Annotated in this window: 11 protein-coding genes and 1 pseudogene; 5 read left to right on the top strand and 7 right to left on the bottom strand. The window is 74.1% G+C overall.

The genetic code is table 11. The annotated features are described in order from the left end of the window. Positions 1 to 8: 8 nt before the first annotated feature. The 4 genes and pseudogenes from ACIGFK_RS33705 to ACIGFK_RS33720 form a co-directional block, all read right to left on the bottom strand. The gene (locus tag ACIGFK_RS33705) at positions 9 to 455 is read right to left on the bottom strand and encodes an ATP-binding protein (RefSeq protein ID WP_400054855.1); all 447 of its coding nucleotides are present in this window, start codon (positions 453 to 455) and stop codon (positions 9 to 11) included. Between the two features lie 146 nt (positions 456 to 601). Further along, positions 602 to 2031: pseudogene (locus ACIGFK_RS33710) on the bottom strand (thiamine pyrophosphate-dependent enzyme); the annotation flags it as partial. A 75-nt stretch (positions 2032 to 2106) separates the two neighbouring features. Further along, a complete protein-coding gene (locus ACIGFK_RS33715) occupies positions 2107 to 3894 on the bottom strand; it encodes a protein phosphatase 2C domain-containing protein (protein WP_400054857.1) in 1788 nt (595 codons plus the stop codon). Positions 3895 to 3996: 102 nt separating this feature from the next. Continuing rightward, positions 3997 to 7773, bottom strand: coding sequence for a S8 family peptidase (locus tag ACIGFK_RS33720; protein WP_400054859.1), 3777 nt, complete (start codon positions 7771 to 7773; stop codon positions 3997 to 3999). Between the two features lie 199 nt (positions 7774 to 7972). Between ACIGFK_RS33720 and ACIGFK_RS33725 the strand changes: the two genes are divergently transcribed. Then, the gene (locus ACIGFK_RS33725) at positions 7973 to 8950 is read left to right on the top strand and encodes a helix-turn-helix domain-containing protein (protein ID WP_376658801.1); all 978 of its coding nucleotides are present in this window, start codon (positions 7973 to 7975) and stop codon (positions 8948 to 8950) included. Positions 8951 to 8975: 25 nt separating this feature from the next. After that, the gene (locus ACIGFK_RS33730) at positions 8976 to 9458 is read left to right on the top strand and encodes a DUF456 domain-containing protein (RefSeq protein ID WP_376658802.1); all 483 of its coding nucleotides are present in this window, start codon (positions 8976 to 8978) and stop codon (positions 9456 to 9458) included. 66 nt (positions 9459 to 9524) lie between these two features. Here ACIGFK_RS33730 and ACIGFK_RS33735 read toward each other — a convergent pair whose 3' ends face one another. Then, positions 9525 to 10130: a TetR/AcrR family transcriptional regulator gene (locus ACIGFK_RS33735; RefSeq protein ID WP_376658803.1), complete on the bottom strand. Its 606-nt coding sequence runs from the start codon at positions 10128 to 10130 to the stop codon at positions 9525 to 9527. Positions 10131 to 10228: 98 nt separating this feature from the next. Between ACIGFK_RS33735 and ACIGFK_RS33740 the strand changes: the two genes are divergently transcribed. Continuing rightward, positions 10229 to 10654, top strand: coding sequence for a DUF4345 domain-containing protein (locus tag ACIGFK_RS33740; protein ID WP_400054861.1), 426 nt, complete (start codon positions 10229 to 10231; stop codon positions 10652 to 10654). A 133-nt stretch (positions 10655 to 10787) separates the two neighbouring features. After that, the gene (locus ACIGFK_RS33745) at positions 10788 to 11159 is read left to right on the top strand and encodes a PPOX class F420-dependent oxidoreductase (protein WP_376658805.1); all 372 of its coding nucleotides are present in this window, start codon (positions 10788 to 10790) and stop codon (positions 11157 to 11159) included. Positions 11160 to 11418: 259 nt separating this feature from the next. Here ACIGFK_RS33745 and rsgA read toward each other — a convergent pair whose 3' ends face one another. Together rsgA and ACIGFK_RS33755 are read right to left on the bottom strand one after the other, a co-directional pair. Continuing rightward, positions 11419 to 12519, bottom strand: a complete 1101-nt coding sequence (rsgA, locus tag ACIGFK_RS33750) for a ribosome small subunit-dependent GTPase A (RefSeq protein ID WP_376658826.1) — start codon at positions 12517 to 12519, stop codon at positions 11419 to 11421. Positions 12520 to 12709: 190 nt separating this feature from the next. Continuing rightward, positions 12710 to 13909: an FAD-dependent monooxygenase gene (locus tag ACIGFK_RS33755; RefSeq protein WP_400054863.1), complete on the bottom strand. Its 1200-nt coding sequence runs from the start codon at positions 13907 to 13909 to the stop codon at positions 12710 to 12712. A 29-nt stretch (positions 13910 to 13938) separates the two neighbouring features. Between ACIGFK_RS33755 and ACIGFK_RS33760 the strand changes: the two genes are divergently transcribed. Continuing rightward, positions 13939 to 14808: a TetR family transcriptional regulator gene (locus ACIGFK_RS33760; RefSeq protein WP_400054865.1), complete on the top strand. Its 870-nt coding sequence runs from the start codon at positions 13939 to 13941 to the stop codon at positions 14806 to 14808. Positions 14809 to 14810 lie beyond the last annotated feature (2 nt).

The raw sequence follows: 14810 nt of genomic DNA on the forward strand, positions 1-14810 counted from the left end.
CCCGCCGTTCAGGCGGGCCCCGAGTCGTACCCCCGCTCCAGCTCGAACCACACCACCTTGCCGCCTCCGAGCTCCGCGGCGTCCACGCCCCAGTCGTCGGCGAGCGACTGCACCAGGACCAGTCCCCGGCCGTGCGTACCGTCGTCGGCGGTCGGTACGTACGGCCGGGGCCGGCGGCCGGCGTAATCCCGGACCTCCACCCGTAACCGGCCGGCGGCGAGGCTCGCGGACACCTCGGCCCCCTGGTCGGTGTGGACGAGGGCATTGGTGACGAGCTCGGTGATGAGCAGCTCGGCCACTTCGGTGGCATCGGCCGCGCACCGGTGGCGCATCAGCTCCCGCAGCGCCCGCCGGATCTCGCCCACCGCCTTCAGATCGGCCCGGCGCACGCTCCGGCTGATCCCCTGCACGTCCACCGCGCCCGCCCCGTCCGGACCGGACGGCTCGCGCGGCACCGGCCTGCCTCTGCGCCACTGCTTCCCGGTCTTCGCCCCCACCCGCACGGCGATGTCCCTCCCTCGTCGTGTGTTGCAAACAGAGCAGCTTGTCGAACAGGTCTACGGGATGCATGCCCCCCGGGCCGATCCGCACTCCTGCGGGCTTACGGGCAGGGCGCGTTGCGGAGGTGGGATCGAGCCATCCGGATCACCTGCCGACCCCTCCGTCGAGCACGATCTTGCTGGCGGAAAGTGCAAATCCGGTCACCGTCTCGGCGCTGATCCTGGGCGGAACGGACGGCGCGTCGGGGTCGGTGACCACGTCCGCCAGGGCCGGTCCCGGGTGCCGGAATGCATCCCTCAAAGCCCCTGTGAGCTGCTTGGGCTTCTCCACGCGGACCCCGTACGCCCCCCGCCGCGCGGGCGATGGCCGCGAAGTCGGGATTTCTGTTCGTAGTTCCGTACGAGGGGCGGCCGGAAACAAGCACCTCCAACTCGACCATTCCGAGCGACGGATTGTTGAAGGGGACCACTTTGACGGGCAGGTCGTACTGCACGAGGGTGAGGAAATCTCCCATCAGCATGGAGAATCCACCGTCACCCGACATCGACACCACTTGACGGGAGCGGTCGTGAACTGTGCCCCGACGGCCTGCGGCAGCGCGTTCACCATGGAGCCGTGGCCGAAGGAGCCGATGATGCGGCGCCTTCCGTCCGGGGAAAGATAGCGCGCCGCCCACACGTTGCCCATGCCGGTGTCGACGGCCGACACGGCTTCCTCGTCGGCCGGTTCGGCCAGGACGGAGGCCACGTTCGGCATGCGTTTCACCCCGTGCGCGCAGGGGCCTCGGCCACGCCCTCCTGGACGGTCTCCACTTCGCCGGGGAGGAATTCGTTGCACGGGAGGTCCGTGCCGGGCGGGATCAGCCGGTCGCACGCGTGGGTGGCCTCGTAGGCCGCGCCGTAGCCGAGCAGCCCGCTCATGCCGACGTCGTACGGATTGTCGTACCGGCGATGCCTGCGCAGGTGAATACGGGCACGCCCCTCAGGGCCTCTCCGGCGGGGTTGCGCCGCCGGTGCCCCTCCCTGCGTCGCCGGTGGCCCGCTCTCGACGGGCCTCACCCGAATGGAGTAATCGAACGCGCCACCCACATGGGTGAAGATCAAGCTGAGTAGTGCCCCATCCGAGGCAATCCGTGAAGGGAAACCACATGCGTATTCGACGAATTCTCGCCGCCGTCATCGCCACGGCAGCCTTCGCCGGACTCGGCCTCACAGGTGCCGCCACCGCGACCGCAGCCACCCCGTCCGCCACCGTCGCCGAAAGCCTCACCCCGGGTGAGTGCGAGCAGGGCGGCGGGACGGTCGACTGGTCCACCAACACCTGCAAGGGCGGCACGGGCGACGGGAAGATGGTCGACTGACACCATCGGACGCCCCGCGGCCACGCGCCGCGGGGCGCTTCCGCGCGGGCCATCGAGCGGTGCGCGTCGTGCAGCCCGTTGATCAGGTGCGGGTTGCCCGGGCCGCAGGAGCCCGCGCAGGCGGTGAGGCGGCCGGTGATCCGGGCCTCGGCGCCCGCGGCGAAGGCCGCCGGGGCGCCCCTCTCCGGTTGGGCCCTCTGCCGGGTGCGCCTTCCGTCCATGCACGTTCCGCGGGATCGCGCCTGTTACGCCTCCCAGATCGCGGCGGCCGTCCGGTCGTCGGCGTAGCCCTTGAGGCGGAGCTGGGTGTCCGCGAGGAAGGCCGCCAGGCCGGGGGGTTCCGGCTCGGTCCAGCGGGTGGCCAGCTCGGCCGGGAGCAGGGCCTCCTCCCGCATGGGGGCGGCCAGGCCGCCGGAGCAGACGAGCAGGGTGTCTCCCGGCCGGGCCACCGAGGCCCGGAACCGGAACTCCCCCTCCCACGCGCCCTCGTCGGGCTCCAGGTCCTGCCACTCCCCCGACCGGAGCCGGAACAGCCCGCCCGCGCCGGAGCCGAAGCACACCCGGGTCCGGCACTGCGGGTCCACGGGGAGCAGCAGCGCGCGCAGCCCGGCGGTGTACGCCTCCTCGGCGAGGCCGAGCTCGGCGGCGCGGACGCGGAGGCGGCCGTAGCCCCGGTCGGTGAGCCGTTGGAGGCCGGAGCGGAGCGCGTCGCGGCGGCCGGCCCGGATGTCCTCGGCGAGCCGCTCCTGGCTCCGCCCGACGGCGGCCGCGACGGTGCGGCAGAGCTCCGCGGCAGCTGCGGGGGCCCCGGGGACGGCGCGGTCGCCTCCGGCGAGGACCACCATGACCAGGGCGTCGTCGCCGGTGCCGAAGCGGGCGGTGAGCAGGTGGTCCCGGCGGGCCTCGCCCCGGAAGCGGGCGGAGTCCCCGCGCAGGGAGACGGCGCGCAGGGTGTACGTGCCGTAGCGGGCGCCCTCCAGGACGGTGTCGGGGGTCAGGTCGTCGAGCGCGGCCGGATCGGCGGCGGGCAGCGCGCCGGGCTCCGCGGCGTAGGTGGGCGCCCGGTCCCCGAGGTGCTGCACCTCGGGCCGCTCGTCGTGCCCCGGCTCCACCGTCACTTGCACGGTCCGGTCCTCCTCCGCCGTCCAGGCGGGCACGTCCACGTTCCCGAGCGCGTACCCGGTGGCGCTGGCGGCCCGCGGATCCTGCGGGGGCGCCGGTGGTGGCGGTGGCGGCTGTACGGGTGGCACCGGGGCGGGACCGGCCGCCCCGTCCAGCGGCTCGGGGTCCGGGCGCGGCCCGGGCACGACGGGCCTAACGGGCAGCCCCGTGCCCGGGGCCTCCGCCGGCGGAGCCGGGGGCGCGGGCCGGGGCCAGGCCGTCGCCGCCTCCCACGGCAGCGGCCGGGGCTCGGGCTCGGGCCGCGCCGCGGCGGGCGTGGCCGCTTCCCACGGCAGGGCCTGCGGCTCCGCCGGGGCCGGGCGGGGTGCCTGCGCGGGCGCGGCCCCCCACGGCGGGGCCGGCTGCGGCGCGACCGGGGCATGAGCGGACGGGTAGGCCGGCAGACCGGGGCCCGGCGGGGCGGGGCTTTCCGCGCGGGGCGGCGGGGCGGAAGCGCCTCCCGAGGTCCCCGGGGCAGGCGGACCCGCCGGGGCCTGCGGAGCCGGAGAGGCGGAGCCGGCCACAGCGGACGGCCCGGCCCAGGCATTCGGCGTGGCCGGGGTGGGCCCGGGAACCGGCGCTGCCGAGGGGTGCGGCGGGGCCGGGCTGCTCGCAGCAGGCGGCAGACCCGGACCGGCCGGCGGGGCCGCAGGGGTCGGCGCGGCCGCAGGGGCCCCGGGGGGCGCGGCGGGCGGTGGTGGGGTGGGGCTCGGGGGTGGTGGAGGGGGTGGGGACGTAGGGGGTGTGGTGAGGGAGGAGGCCGTGTGGAAGCGGTTGTCCAGGGTGTCTCCGGGGTCGGGGTCCGGGACCGCGTCCGGGTCCTCGTACAGCTTCTGCCACCAGTCGTCCGCGCCCGCGCCCTGCTGACTCATGCCCTCATTCTCGGCCTACCGCGCGAGCGGAAAACACCGAATGCGCGAAAAGGGTCCACCGGCCCGCCGCCCGGTGGACCCCTCCCCCCTCACCCGTACGAACTAGCGGACGTCGTAGGCCCGTCCGACCGTCTGGGCCACGGAGGCACCCTTCGCGTCGGACAGTTCGACCTTCAGCGAAACCTGCTTGCCGGAGGCCCCGGCGTGGTCCACGACCGCGGTCCACACACCGCCGCGCTCGCTCACCTTCGCCTCCGTCCAGTTCTCACCGTCGTACGAGTACGACAGCTTCGCCGCCTTCAGCGCACCCGGCGCGTAGCCCGCGTGTCCGGTGGCGCTCAGCACGATGCTCTGGCCGTTCGCCGCCGGGACCGTCTTCAGCCCGTCCAGCGGGGCCGCGTACCTCGGGAAGAGGATCGGCAGGCCCTGCGAGTAGGCGGCGGGGTCGGGCTTCGAGGTGAAGGCCCAGGTGGTCGTCACCGCGGTGGACCGCTGCCAGACCCGGGCCGGCGGGCCGATCTTCTCGATGGCCTGGGTCAGTTCGTAGCGGCCCTCGTCGGCAGGGACCTCGAACACCCCGAACGGGTACCAGCTGTCCCCGATGACCTCGCCGTTCCGCTTGAGCTGGAGCCCGCCGATGTCGCCGAAGGAGCCCGGCTGCGCGGCGTGGCCGCTGTCGCCCCACATGGCGGGGGCGAAGCCGATCAGGTTGCCCTGCCGCTCGGCGGCCAGGGCCTCCTTGCCCGAGCGGTCGCGCGGGGCGACCGGGCCGGTGATCCCGTCGTACCAACTGGCCCTGACCTGCTGGCCCTTGCTGTAGGTGCGCTGCTCGCCGACCATGAACTCGCCCCACGGGAAGCTGCTGGAGAGCGTCTGGTCCCAGGCGGTGTCGCCGGCCGAGTAGTACTCGCTCCGCGTACCCGGCGTCGCCACGGTCTCGATCGAGCCGAAGTACACCGCCGTGCCGATCGGCCGGTACGCGCCCGACAGGTCGATGAAGTCGCCCGCCACGCCCATGGAGTTGTAGGAGGACTCGACCCGGCCGAGGTCGCGGTCGCGCACCCGGTAGGTGTGGCCGCCCTGGACCTGCCCCTTCTCCGGGAAGGCGAGGGAGTAGGCGTACGGGCTCCTGGCCGTGCCCTTCCAGGCCAGCGTGACCGCGCCCGCCTTCAGCCGCGCGAGCAGCGCCCGGCCCTCGGCCGCCTCGATCGACAGGGTGGGCAGCACACCGGTGAAGCCGGTGGAGCCGACCCAACGGCCCGCCGCCTCGCGGTAGGCGAGCACGGCCTTGGCGCCGGCCGCCTTCGCGTCCCGGGCCACCCCGTACAGCGCCCCGTCCACGGTCTTCACCAGGACGACGGCGTCCTTGGCGCCCGCCGCGGCGAGTTCCTCGGGGGTGCCGGTGCCCGCGTCGACGAGCGGTGCGCTGCCGGTTCCGTCGAGGTTGTCGCTGCCCGTGGTCGCGGTGATCGGGTGCAGCACCGGACCGCCGACGGCCTTCAGCTCGGTGAGCAGCGGCGCGGCCGCCCGCCAGTAGCTGCCGAACTCGAAGTCGCCGTCCGTGGCGCGGCCTTCGACCGAGGCGTAGAAGCCGCGGATGGTGCGGCCGCCGGCCGCCGTGCCCGCGTGCAGCCAGGCGTCGTCCCAGCTGCGGGCGAAGGCGAGCGTGGTGTTCCGGCTCTCGACCGGCTTGTCGGCCTCGATGTCCAGGCGGCCGGCCCTGCGGGCGTCGAGCACGACGGTCGTGTCCTTCTTCACCTCGACCTGGGGGCGGCCGAGGTAGGTGAGGGAGTCGACCAGCGTGGCGCCCTCGCCCGCGTCGGGGGTGGCGACGAAGGCGGAGAGGAAGTACGCGCCCGGGCGGACCCGGTAGACCTGGTCGGCGGAGCCGTCGTTGAAGCGGCGCTCACCGGTGGCGTCGTCGGTGCCGATCACGTCCAGGGAGGACGGTCCGGCGGCCGGGTTGCCGGAGCGGTCGACGAGCTTGACCCGCAGGGTCACCGTCTGGGGCTCCACGTACAGGGAGAAGGGGGTGGAGACGTGCACGCCGTTCGCCGTGGCGACGACGCGGCCGGTGACGTCCCCGTACTGGGAGCGTTCCAGCTTCGCGGCCGGGTCGAGCGCGAGGGGCACCTTGACGGTGGCGCCGGCGGGGACGGTCACGGTGCGCTGTCCGAGCCGGGCGATCTGGCTGCGGACCCTGGAGCCGTCGTTGCCGGTGACCTTCTCGACGGCGAGGTCCAGCGTGATGGGGCTCTTGCCGAGGTTGGTGTACGGGACCTCGACGGTCCGGCGGTCGCTGCGGTCCTGCGGCCAGTCGTAGGAGCCGCCCTGGACGGCGGGGGCGCTCGTGACGGTGGTGTCGACGGCGGCCTTGACGTCGAGGCGGCCGCCTCCGGTCTCCCGTACGTCGCCGGGGACGCCCGTGGCGGCCGAGCCGACGAGGGCGGCCTTGATCTGCTGCCCGGTCCAGTCGGGGTGGCGCTGCTTGACGATGGCGGCGGCGCCCGCGACGTGCGGGGTGGCCATCGAGGTGCCGGACATCGACTGGTACGCGTACACGCCCCGGCCGCCCATGTTGGCGGCGGAGATCCCCACGCCGGGGGCGGCGATCTCGGGCTTGAGGGTGTGCTGGAGTCCGGCCGGGCCCCGGCTGGAGAAGGGGGCGGTGGTGTCGTCGCGGTCGACGGCGCCGACGGTCAGCACACCGGCGGCGCAACCCGGCGAGGAGACCGTGTTGTTGCCGGGTCCGGAGTTGCCGGCGGCGATCACGAACAGCGGGCCCTGCTGGGAGAGTTTCTCCGCGGCGGCCGCGAGCGGGTCGTCGCAGGCGGTCTGGGAGGGGTCGCCCAGGCTCATGGAGACCACGTCCGCCTTGGACTCGACGGCCCACTCCATGCCCGCGATGATCCACGAGTCGAGGCCGTAGCCCGCGTCGTTGAGGACCTTTCCGCTGAGCAGTTCGGCACCGGGGGCGACCCCCTTCTTGGCGCCACCGCTGGCGGCTCCGGACCCGCCGACGGTGGAGATGGTGTGGGTGCCGTGGCCCTGCCGGTCGGCGTCGGTGTCGGAGTCGGTGAAGTTCTTCGAGGCGGCGACGCGGCCCGCCAGGTCGGGGTGTTCCAGGTCGGTGCCGGTGTCGAGGACGGCGACCTTGGTGCCCTTGCCGTCGAGTCCGGCGGCCCAGGCGGCCGTGGCGTTCACCTGCTTCGTCGACCGCTCCAGGTTCGCCTGGACCTTGCCGTCCAGCCACAGCTTCTTCAGCCCGCCGGCCGCGGCGCGGGAACGGCCGTCCCCGGTGGCGCCGGCCGTGACGTCGGACCAGAAGGCGGCGGCCTGTCCCTTGTCGGCGGCGAGCGCGACGGCGCCGATGGAGCCGAGGACGAGGGACCGGTCGGCGCCGCGCGGGGCCGGCGGGGCGCTGCGCGCCACGTTCACGGAGCCGTCGTAGACCGCGATGAGCGGGAGCTTCTTGGCGTGCGCGTCGTCGTAGCCCTGCCGGACGAGGCCGGTGACGTTGAAGAGCTCGTGGTCGACCTTGCCCGCGGCGAGCGCCTCGACCGCGCCCTCGGGGTAGACGTAGAGGTCCTTGCCCGACTGCCGGGTCTGCACGAGCGGCTGCGAGCCGTCCTCGCGCGGCATGGCGGTGGCGGCGGTGCGGCCCGCCGCGTCGGTGGAGACCATGATCCGGTCACCCGTGACGAGGGTGATGGCGACGGGGGCCGTGGGCTGCTTTCCGGCCGCCTCGCTGCCGACGATCGGTCTCTTCCCCGCTCCAGGCGCCCCGTCCATCGGCTGAGCCGTGGACGGGCCGACTGCGGTGACGGCCAGGACGGCAGCGGTGGCCGCTCCCAGTGCCGTACGCGATATCGGGCGCATCGCTCTCCCCAGGTGAATTCCGGCCAACTGCTGCATTGCACGGCAAAGCTGCCGCACAAGTGGCTTCGGCCCGGCGGATGTTGGTGCTGCGGTGGCATGACCTTTACAGAGGGGCGGGGGGTACGGCGATGATGTCCGCGGCGGGTTTGCGCCGTGGCCGCTTCCCGCCAGGCGCTGTTTCGAGAGGTGGGTGGGCGGGTTGCTGGGTGCCATAGGCCTGGACGAGGGCCAGGAGTCGGCGTACCGCGCCCTGGTGGCGATGGGCGCGGCCGAGGCCCCCGATCTCGCCCACCGGCTGACCCTGCCGGTGCTCCAGACGGAGCGGACGCTGCGCCATCTGGAGCGCCACGGCCTGGCCGCGCAGTCCTCGGCCCGCCCGGGCCGCTGGGTCGCCGCCCCGCCCGGGGTCGCCCTCGGGGCGCTGCTCACCCAGCAGCGGCACGAGCTGGAGCAGGCGGAGCTGGCCGCGGCGCTGCTGGCGGAGGAGTACCGGGCGGAGGCGGCCGAGCCCGCCGTGCACGACCTCGTGGAGGTGGTGCAGGGCGCGAGCGCGGTGGCGCACCGCTTCCACCAGCTCCAGCTGGGCGCGGTCGAGGAGGTGTGCGCGCTGGTCAGCGGGCGGCCCCAGGTGGTGACGGGCACCGACAACGAGGCCGAGGAACGGGCCTCCGTACGCGGGGTCGACTACCGGGTGGTCATCGAACGGGAGGTGCTGACCCTGCCCAGGGGCATCCGGGAGGCGACGACGGCCCTGGCGCGGGGCGAGCGGGTCCGGGTGACGGGGCAGGTCCCGACGAAGCTGGTGATCGCGGACCGGACCCTGGCGATGGTCCCGCTGACCTCGCGCGGTTCGGAGCCCGCGGCCCTCGTCGTCCACGCGTCGGGGCTGCTGGAATCCCTGATGGGCCTGTTCGAGGCGGTCTGGCGGGAGTCCCTGCCGCTGCGGCTGGGCACGTCGGGCACGGCCGAGGAGGGCGGCGGCTCCCCCGACGCCACGGACCTGGAGATCCTCTCCCTGCTGCTGGCGGGCCTGACGGACGCGAGCGTGGCGAAACACCTCGAGCTGGGCCTGCGGACGGTGCAGCGCCGGGTGAAGGGCCTCATGGAACTGGCGGGGGTCACGACGCGGATGCAGCTCGGCTGGCACGCCTACGAGCGGGGCTGGGTGGCCCGATAGCCCCTGGTCGGTCAGGCTGAGCAGCATGGATCTGCCTCAGCTGCTCCTGGTGGGGCTGGTGCTGCTGCTCGGGGTGGTCGGGGTGATGGTGCCCGGCGTTCCCGGGACCCTGCTCGTGTGGGCGGGGGTGATGTGGTGGGCGCTGCACGAGCGCTCGGCACTGGCGTGGGCCCTGCTGGTCGCGGCGACGGCCCTGCTGCTGGTGGTCCAGGTGGTGAAGTGGCAGCTCCCGCCGCGCAGGCTCCGGGGGGTGGGGGTCACCCGGCGGATGGCGGTGTTCGCGGGCGCGGGCGCGCTGCTGGGCTTCGTACTGGTTCCCGTGATCGGGTCGGTCCCGGGCTTCGTGGGCGGCGTCTACCTCTGCGAACGGCTCCGCCTCGGCACGCACGGCGAGGCGTGGGCCTCGGTGCGGGCGGTGATGCGGGCGGTGGGGACGAGCGTGCTGGTCGAGCTCTTCGCGTGCCTGCTGGTGGTGGGGGCGTGGGTGGGGGCGGTACTGGCGGAGTAGGCGGCGCGCTCGGGGCGGGCGCGGGCAGGGCGGCGCGTGCAGGGCGGCGCGTGCAGGGCGGCGCGCTCAGGGCAGCCGGTGTGCGAGGTCCTCTCCGAGGAACGGGCGCAGGGCGCCGAGCAGGGCTCCGATGCAGGTGTCGCGCAGTTCCGTGCGCGTACAGGTCTCGGTGGTCAGCCAGTCGAGGCAGAGCACCCGGACGAACACCAGCCAGCTCTTCAGCACCGCGGCCACGGCCTCCCGTACGGAGTCGTCCGCGAGCGGGAGCACGCCGAGGAGCCGGGTCCGCAGGACGTCCAGCTCGCCGTCGATGATCGTCTGGACCACGGGGTCGCCCGCGAGCACGCGGTTCGCGGCCAGGACGGTGTTGCGGTGGGCGACGAAGTAGTCGAGGTGGACGTCGAGCCCTTCGGTGAGCTGGCCCAGCAGGTCCCCGGGCCGGTCGAGCGGGACCTGTTCCAGCAGCCGGTCGGACGCCTGCCGGAAGACGGCGGCGAAGAGGTCCTGCTTGCCGGCGAAGTGACGGTAGAGCAGCGCCCGGGAGACGCCGGCGTGCTCGGCGACGTCCTCCATCAGCACGTCTTCGTAGGGGTGCTGGGCGAAGAGCTGTGCGCCGACGGCGAGGAGCCGGGCGCGGCGCTCGGCGGGACTGAGGCGCTGGCGGGGAGGCACGGGCCCGATCCTACTTGACACGCGTCTACTAGTGGCGCGTACTGGTCCTGTACTAGTAGACATGGGTCTACTTGTCTGGGGCGGGAGGCGGTCGGACCATGGCCAGGACGAGGACAGAAACAGCACGTTCGAAGGCGAGGGCCCTCAAGTGGCTCGTGCTGACGATGGGCGCCGCGTGCGTGGCGATCGGGCTCGGACACGTGTTCCTCGGGAACGCGGCGGTGCCGGGCGCGGCCTCGGCCGGCGCGACGGTCGACAGCCTCGGCCGGTTCCTGGGCGCGACCTTCGCGGGCTACGGCCTGGCCTGGCTCTGGGCGGGCCGCCAGTCACCCATCCCGGCGAACGCGGTCCGCTGGCTGGCCGGGGTGTTCCTGCTGGGCGCGGCGGGGCGGCTGATGTCCCTCGCCGTCCACGGGTGGCCGCAGGGCTTCCAGGTGGTGCTGACGGTCATCGAGCTGGTGCTGCCGCCGGTGTACTTCTGGCTGGCGGACGCGGACGAGAAGGCGGCCCGGATCCCGGCCTGAGCCGGACCGGACCGGACCGGACCCCGGACCCCGGACCGGACCGGACCGGACCCCCGGACCGGACCGGACCGGACCCCCGGACCTAGGGCCGCAGCCCGATGCGGTGGGCCGTGGCACCTGCGAGGCTTTCGGCATGAGGGACTTCGACGGTTTCAGCGAGGCGGAGCAGGCATACCTCCGCTCCCAGCACCTGGGCCGGCTGGCCACGGTGGACGCGGCGGGTCAGCCGCAGGTGAACCCGGTGGGGTTCTTCCCGCAGGAGGACGGGACGATCCTGGTCGGCGGAATGGCGATGGGGGCGTCGAAGAAGTGGCGCAACCTGCAGGGCAATCCGCGGTTGGCGCTGGTGGTCGACGACCTGGTGAGCACCCGTCCGTGGCGGGTGCGGGGCATCGAGATCCGGGGGCGGGCGGGGCTCGAAGTGGGGCCGCACGCGCTTGGGCCCCACTTCAGCCCGGAAGTCATCCGGATCCATCCGGACCGGGTCCACACGTGGGGTCTGTGACCCTGGCCTGGCCGCGGGCCGGTTGCCGTGCGGCGCGGGCGGTAGCCGGGCGTGGGCCGCTGCGCAGAGCCGTCCCCTACCCGCCCTTCCACCGTTCCCCGGGCTCCGCCCGGACCCGCGCCGGCGAGGCTCGAAGAACTGGGGCACCCCGCCACACACGGCAACGACGCCCCACGCCAGAGGGCCCGCGGCGCACGGCCCCCGGCCGCACGGCAGCGGAGCGCCGCACGGCAAAGGGCCACGCCCCCAACCGGCAGCCTCAGGCCCGGCCGCCCCGCTTCGCCGCGTAGTTCAGGCGGCCCTCCGCCGACTTGAGGCGCCAGTCGCGCCGCAGCTCCGCCCGCATGCGGGCGTCCGTCTTGGCCACGATCCGCTGGTTCTCCCGCAGCAGCTTGCGGTAGCTCTCCAGCCGGCGTTCCGACAGCGCGCCCGCGTCCACCGCGGCCAGCACCTCGCACCCCGGCTCCGCCTCGTGCGCGCAGTCCTGGAAGCGGCAGCGTTCCGCGTACTCCTCGATCTCCGAGAAGACCTGGCCGACCCCGGCCTCGGCGTCCCACAGGCCGACGCCCCGCAGTCCGGGGGTGTCGATCAGCACGCCGCCGCCCGGCAGGGCGAGCAGGTTGCGGGTGGTCGTCGTGTGGCGGCCCTTGCCGTCGACCTCGCGGGCCGCCTGGACCTCCATGACCTCCTCGCCGAGCAGCGCGTTGGCCAGCGTGGACTTCCCGGCGCCCGAGATGCCCAGGAGCACGCTCGTACCGCTGCCGACCACCGCGGCCAGGACGTCCGTGCCCTCCCCGGTCAGGGAGGAGACGGTGAGCACCTGCACCCCGGGCGCGGTGGATTCCACGTCCTGGACCAGGTGTCCGAGGGTCACCGGATCGGGGACCAGGTCCGCCTTGGTGAGGACGACCAGCGGCTGCGCCCCCGACTCCCAGGCCAGCGCCAGGAAGCGCTCGATGCGCCCGAGGTCGAGTTCCACGGCCAGCGATACGGCGATGATCGCGTGGTCGACGTTGGCGGCGAGGATCTGCCCCTCGGACCGCTTCGAGGAGGTGGACCGTACGAACGCGGTCCGGCGCGGCAGGTACGCCGTCACGTAGCGCGGGTTGCCGCCCGGCTCCACGGCGGCCCAGTCACCGGTGCAGATGACCCGGAGCGGGTCGTGCGGGGTGACGAAGGCGGTGTCGGCGCGGACGATGCCGTCCGCGGTCATGACGTCGCACTGGCCGCGGTCGACCCGTACGACCCGGCCGGGCAGGAGGCCCTGCTCGGCGTAGGGGGTGAATTCGGCCGCCCAGGCGTCGTCCCAGCCGAAGGGGGCGAGAGCGTGCGAGGCGGACGAAGAGGAAGAAGACTGCAGGGAAGCAGAGAAAGACAAGGGGAACCCTTCACAGGGTGGCCCCGGCAGCGCGCACGCGCCCGCTCAGCGGCGGCGGTGCGTGAAGAGGTGTGAGGTCAGCCGGAGACCACGGAAGTGACATTGATGGCCTTCTGAGTGCGGGCGGCGCCCTGCGTGACGACAGTCATCAATGAACTCACCTCCGGATCGATCACGTGCTGGTCCGTTCCCCACCGTTCGGCGGGAACGTCCCCACCGTAACAAGCCCCTTCGCCCGGCCGCCAATTCTTTTTCCGGCCGACCACGCGCGGCTCGCCAGGTCCCGCCCGGCGATCCCGGCGCGCGTCGCCGGCACCAGCATCGCCGCGGCCCGCTCCACCCCCCGCTGCTTGGGTTCCACGCGTGTGCGGTGGCGCTGCTCGTAGCGCCGGAAGGCGGCCGCGTGGTCCCCGGGGCTCGCCGCCAGTTCCGCGGCCAGGGTGTACGCGCCCGCCATGGCCAGGGTGCTGCCGTCCCCGAACAGGGACACCGACGACGCGGCGTCCCCGAGCAGTGCGGTGCGGCCGTGCGACCAGCGGTCCATGCGCACCTTGCTGACGGCGTCGAAGTACAGCTCGTCGGTGGCCCGTACGCGGTCCAGCAGTTCGGGGATCCGCCAGCCGCCGCCCTCGTACGCGTCCAGGAGCAGCCGCTTGTGCGCGTCGGCGTCGCGGTGGTCGAAGTCCGGTACGGCGGTGGCCCGGTAGGCGAAGAACGCGAGGGAGTCGCCGCGGCGGGGGTGTACGGCGGCCATCCGGCCGGGGGTGTTGTGGGCGACGACGGCATGGGGCTGGGGGGCGGGGACGCCGAGGGGCAGGGTGGCGACGTAGAGGCCGGCGTGGGTGACGAACCGGCTCTCGGGGCCGAAGACCTGGCTGCGGACGGTGGAGTGCTGGCCGTCGGCCCCGATGACGAGGCCGAAGCGGCGCGGTGGTGCGTGGCGGAAGGTGACGTCCACTCCGTGCTCGTCCTGGCCGATGGTGGCGATGGAGTCACCGAAGAGGAACTCGGCGTGGTCCGCGGCCGCTTGGTGGAGGACTGCGGCGAGGTCGCCCCTGCCGATCTCGATGTCGCGGCCGCCCGGGCCCGCGCCGGGGACCGCGCGCAGGGGGAGCCCGCCCGTGCGCCGCCCCCGGGCGTCGACGAACCACAGGTCCGTGACGTCCGTGCCCGCCTCGCGCAGGCGCTCCGCGACGCCCATCCACTCGGCGACCTCCAGCGCCGGACCCCGGACGTCCACGGGGCTGCCGCTGGAGCGGACGCCGGGCGCGAGTTCCACCACGGTCGGCCGGAAGCCGTGCCGGGCCAGCGAGTAGGCGAGCACGGGGCCGGCGACACCGGCTCCGGAGATCAGTACGGTCTTGTCGGCCATGACACCCTCCTGCTTACCGATGGTCAGGGATGACTGTAGGCACCTGTCCGCAAGTCAGGCAAGAAGATAGGGTGTTCCGCGTGACCGAGCCTGAGAGCGGGACTTCCGAGACGGATTACGAGACGGATTACGAGACTGTTTGCGAGACGGATTGCCGGACGCCCGGGCATGAGGCGGGGCGGACCCGGCAGCGGATCCTGGAGGCCTCCATGGAGCTGTTCGGGGTCCGCGGCTTCCACGAGACCTCGCTGCGGGAGATCGCGGAGCGGGTCGGCGTCACCAAGGCCGCGGTCCTCTACCACTTCCCCGGCAAGGCCGACATCCTGGGCGCGCTCGTGGAGCCGATGCTGGTCGACCTCGCGGCGGCGATGGCCAACGCCGCGGCCGCCGGGCCCGGCCGGGCGCGCTGGGCGGCCGTCGAGGGGATGCTCGACGTCTGGCTGGAGCACCGCTACCTGATCCGGCTGAACCTCCAGGACATGGCCCTGGCCACTCCCGGGCCCGCCTTCGCCCGCTTCCGCGACGCCATGCTGCGGGCCAACGCCCTGGTGGCCGGGGCCGACCCGGATCTGGCGGAGCGGGTACGGGCCGCGCAGGCCGTGGCGATGCTGTCCGACCCGGTGGTGCTGTTCGCGGACGCCCCGGTCGGGGCCCTGCGCGCGGCCGTGCTGGACGGCGTGCACCGGCTGCTGGACGGTACGGCGGAACCGGCCGCCGGGCCCCCGCCGCCGGCCCGGAGCCGTCGCGGACGGCCCGCCACCATGAGCACGGCCATGGTCGAAACCGCCCGCCGCATGCACGCCGCGGGGAGCAGCGCCCCGCAGATCGCCGCCGCCCTGGGCGTCTCGCGCGCCACGGTGTACCGGCACCTGCCGCCGGCCGCGCCGCCTCCGGCGTAGGC

It is taken from the genome of Streptomyces sp. NPDC085524 (assembly GCF_044541755.1).
GTDB lineage: Bacteria > Actinomycetota > Actinomycetes > Streptomycetales > Streptomycetaceae > Streptomyces.

Excerpts from the sequence above, each read along its gene's own strand:
- ACIGFK_RS33715 (WP_400054857.1), bottom strand. The coding sequence starts at position 3,894 with ATGAGTCAGCAGGGCGCGGGCGCGGACGACTGGTGGCAGAAGCTGTAC.
- ACIGFK_RS33720 (WP_400054859.1), bottom strand. The coding sequence starts at position 7,773 with ATGCGCCCGATATCGCGTACGGCACTGGGAGCGGCCACCGCTGCCGTC.
- ACIGFK_RS33730 (WP_376658802.1), top strand. The coding sequence starts at position 8,976 with ATGGATCTGCCTCAGCTGCTCCTGGTGGGGCTGGTGCTGCTGCTCGGG.
- ACIGFK_RS33740 (WP_400054861.1), top strand. The coding sequence starts at position 10,229 with ATGGCCAGGACGAGGACAGAAACAGCACGTTCGAAGGCGAGGGCCCTC.
- ACIGFK_RS33745 (WP_376658805.1), top strand. The coding sequence starts at position 10,788 with ATGAGGGACTTCGACGGTTTCAGCGAGGCGGAGCAGGCATACCTCCGC.
- ACIGFK_RS33755 (WP_400054863.1), bottom strand. The coding sequence starts at position 13,909 with ATGGCCGACAAGACCGTACTGATCTCCGGAGCCGGTGTCGCCGGCCCC.
- ACIGFK_RS33760 (WP_400054865.1), top strand. The coding sequence starts at position 13,939 with ATGACTGTAGGCACCTGTCCGCAAGTCAGGCAAGAAGATAGGGTGTTC.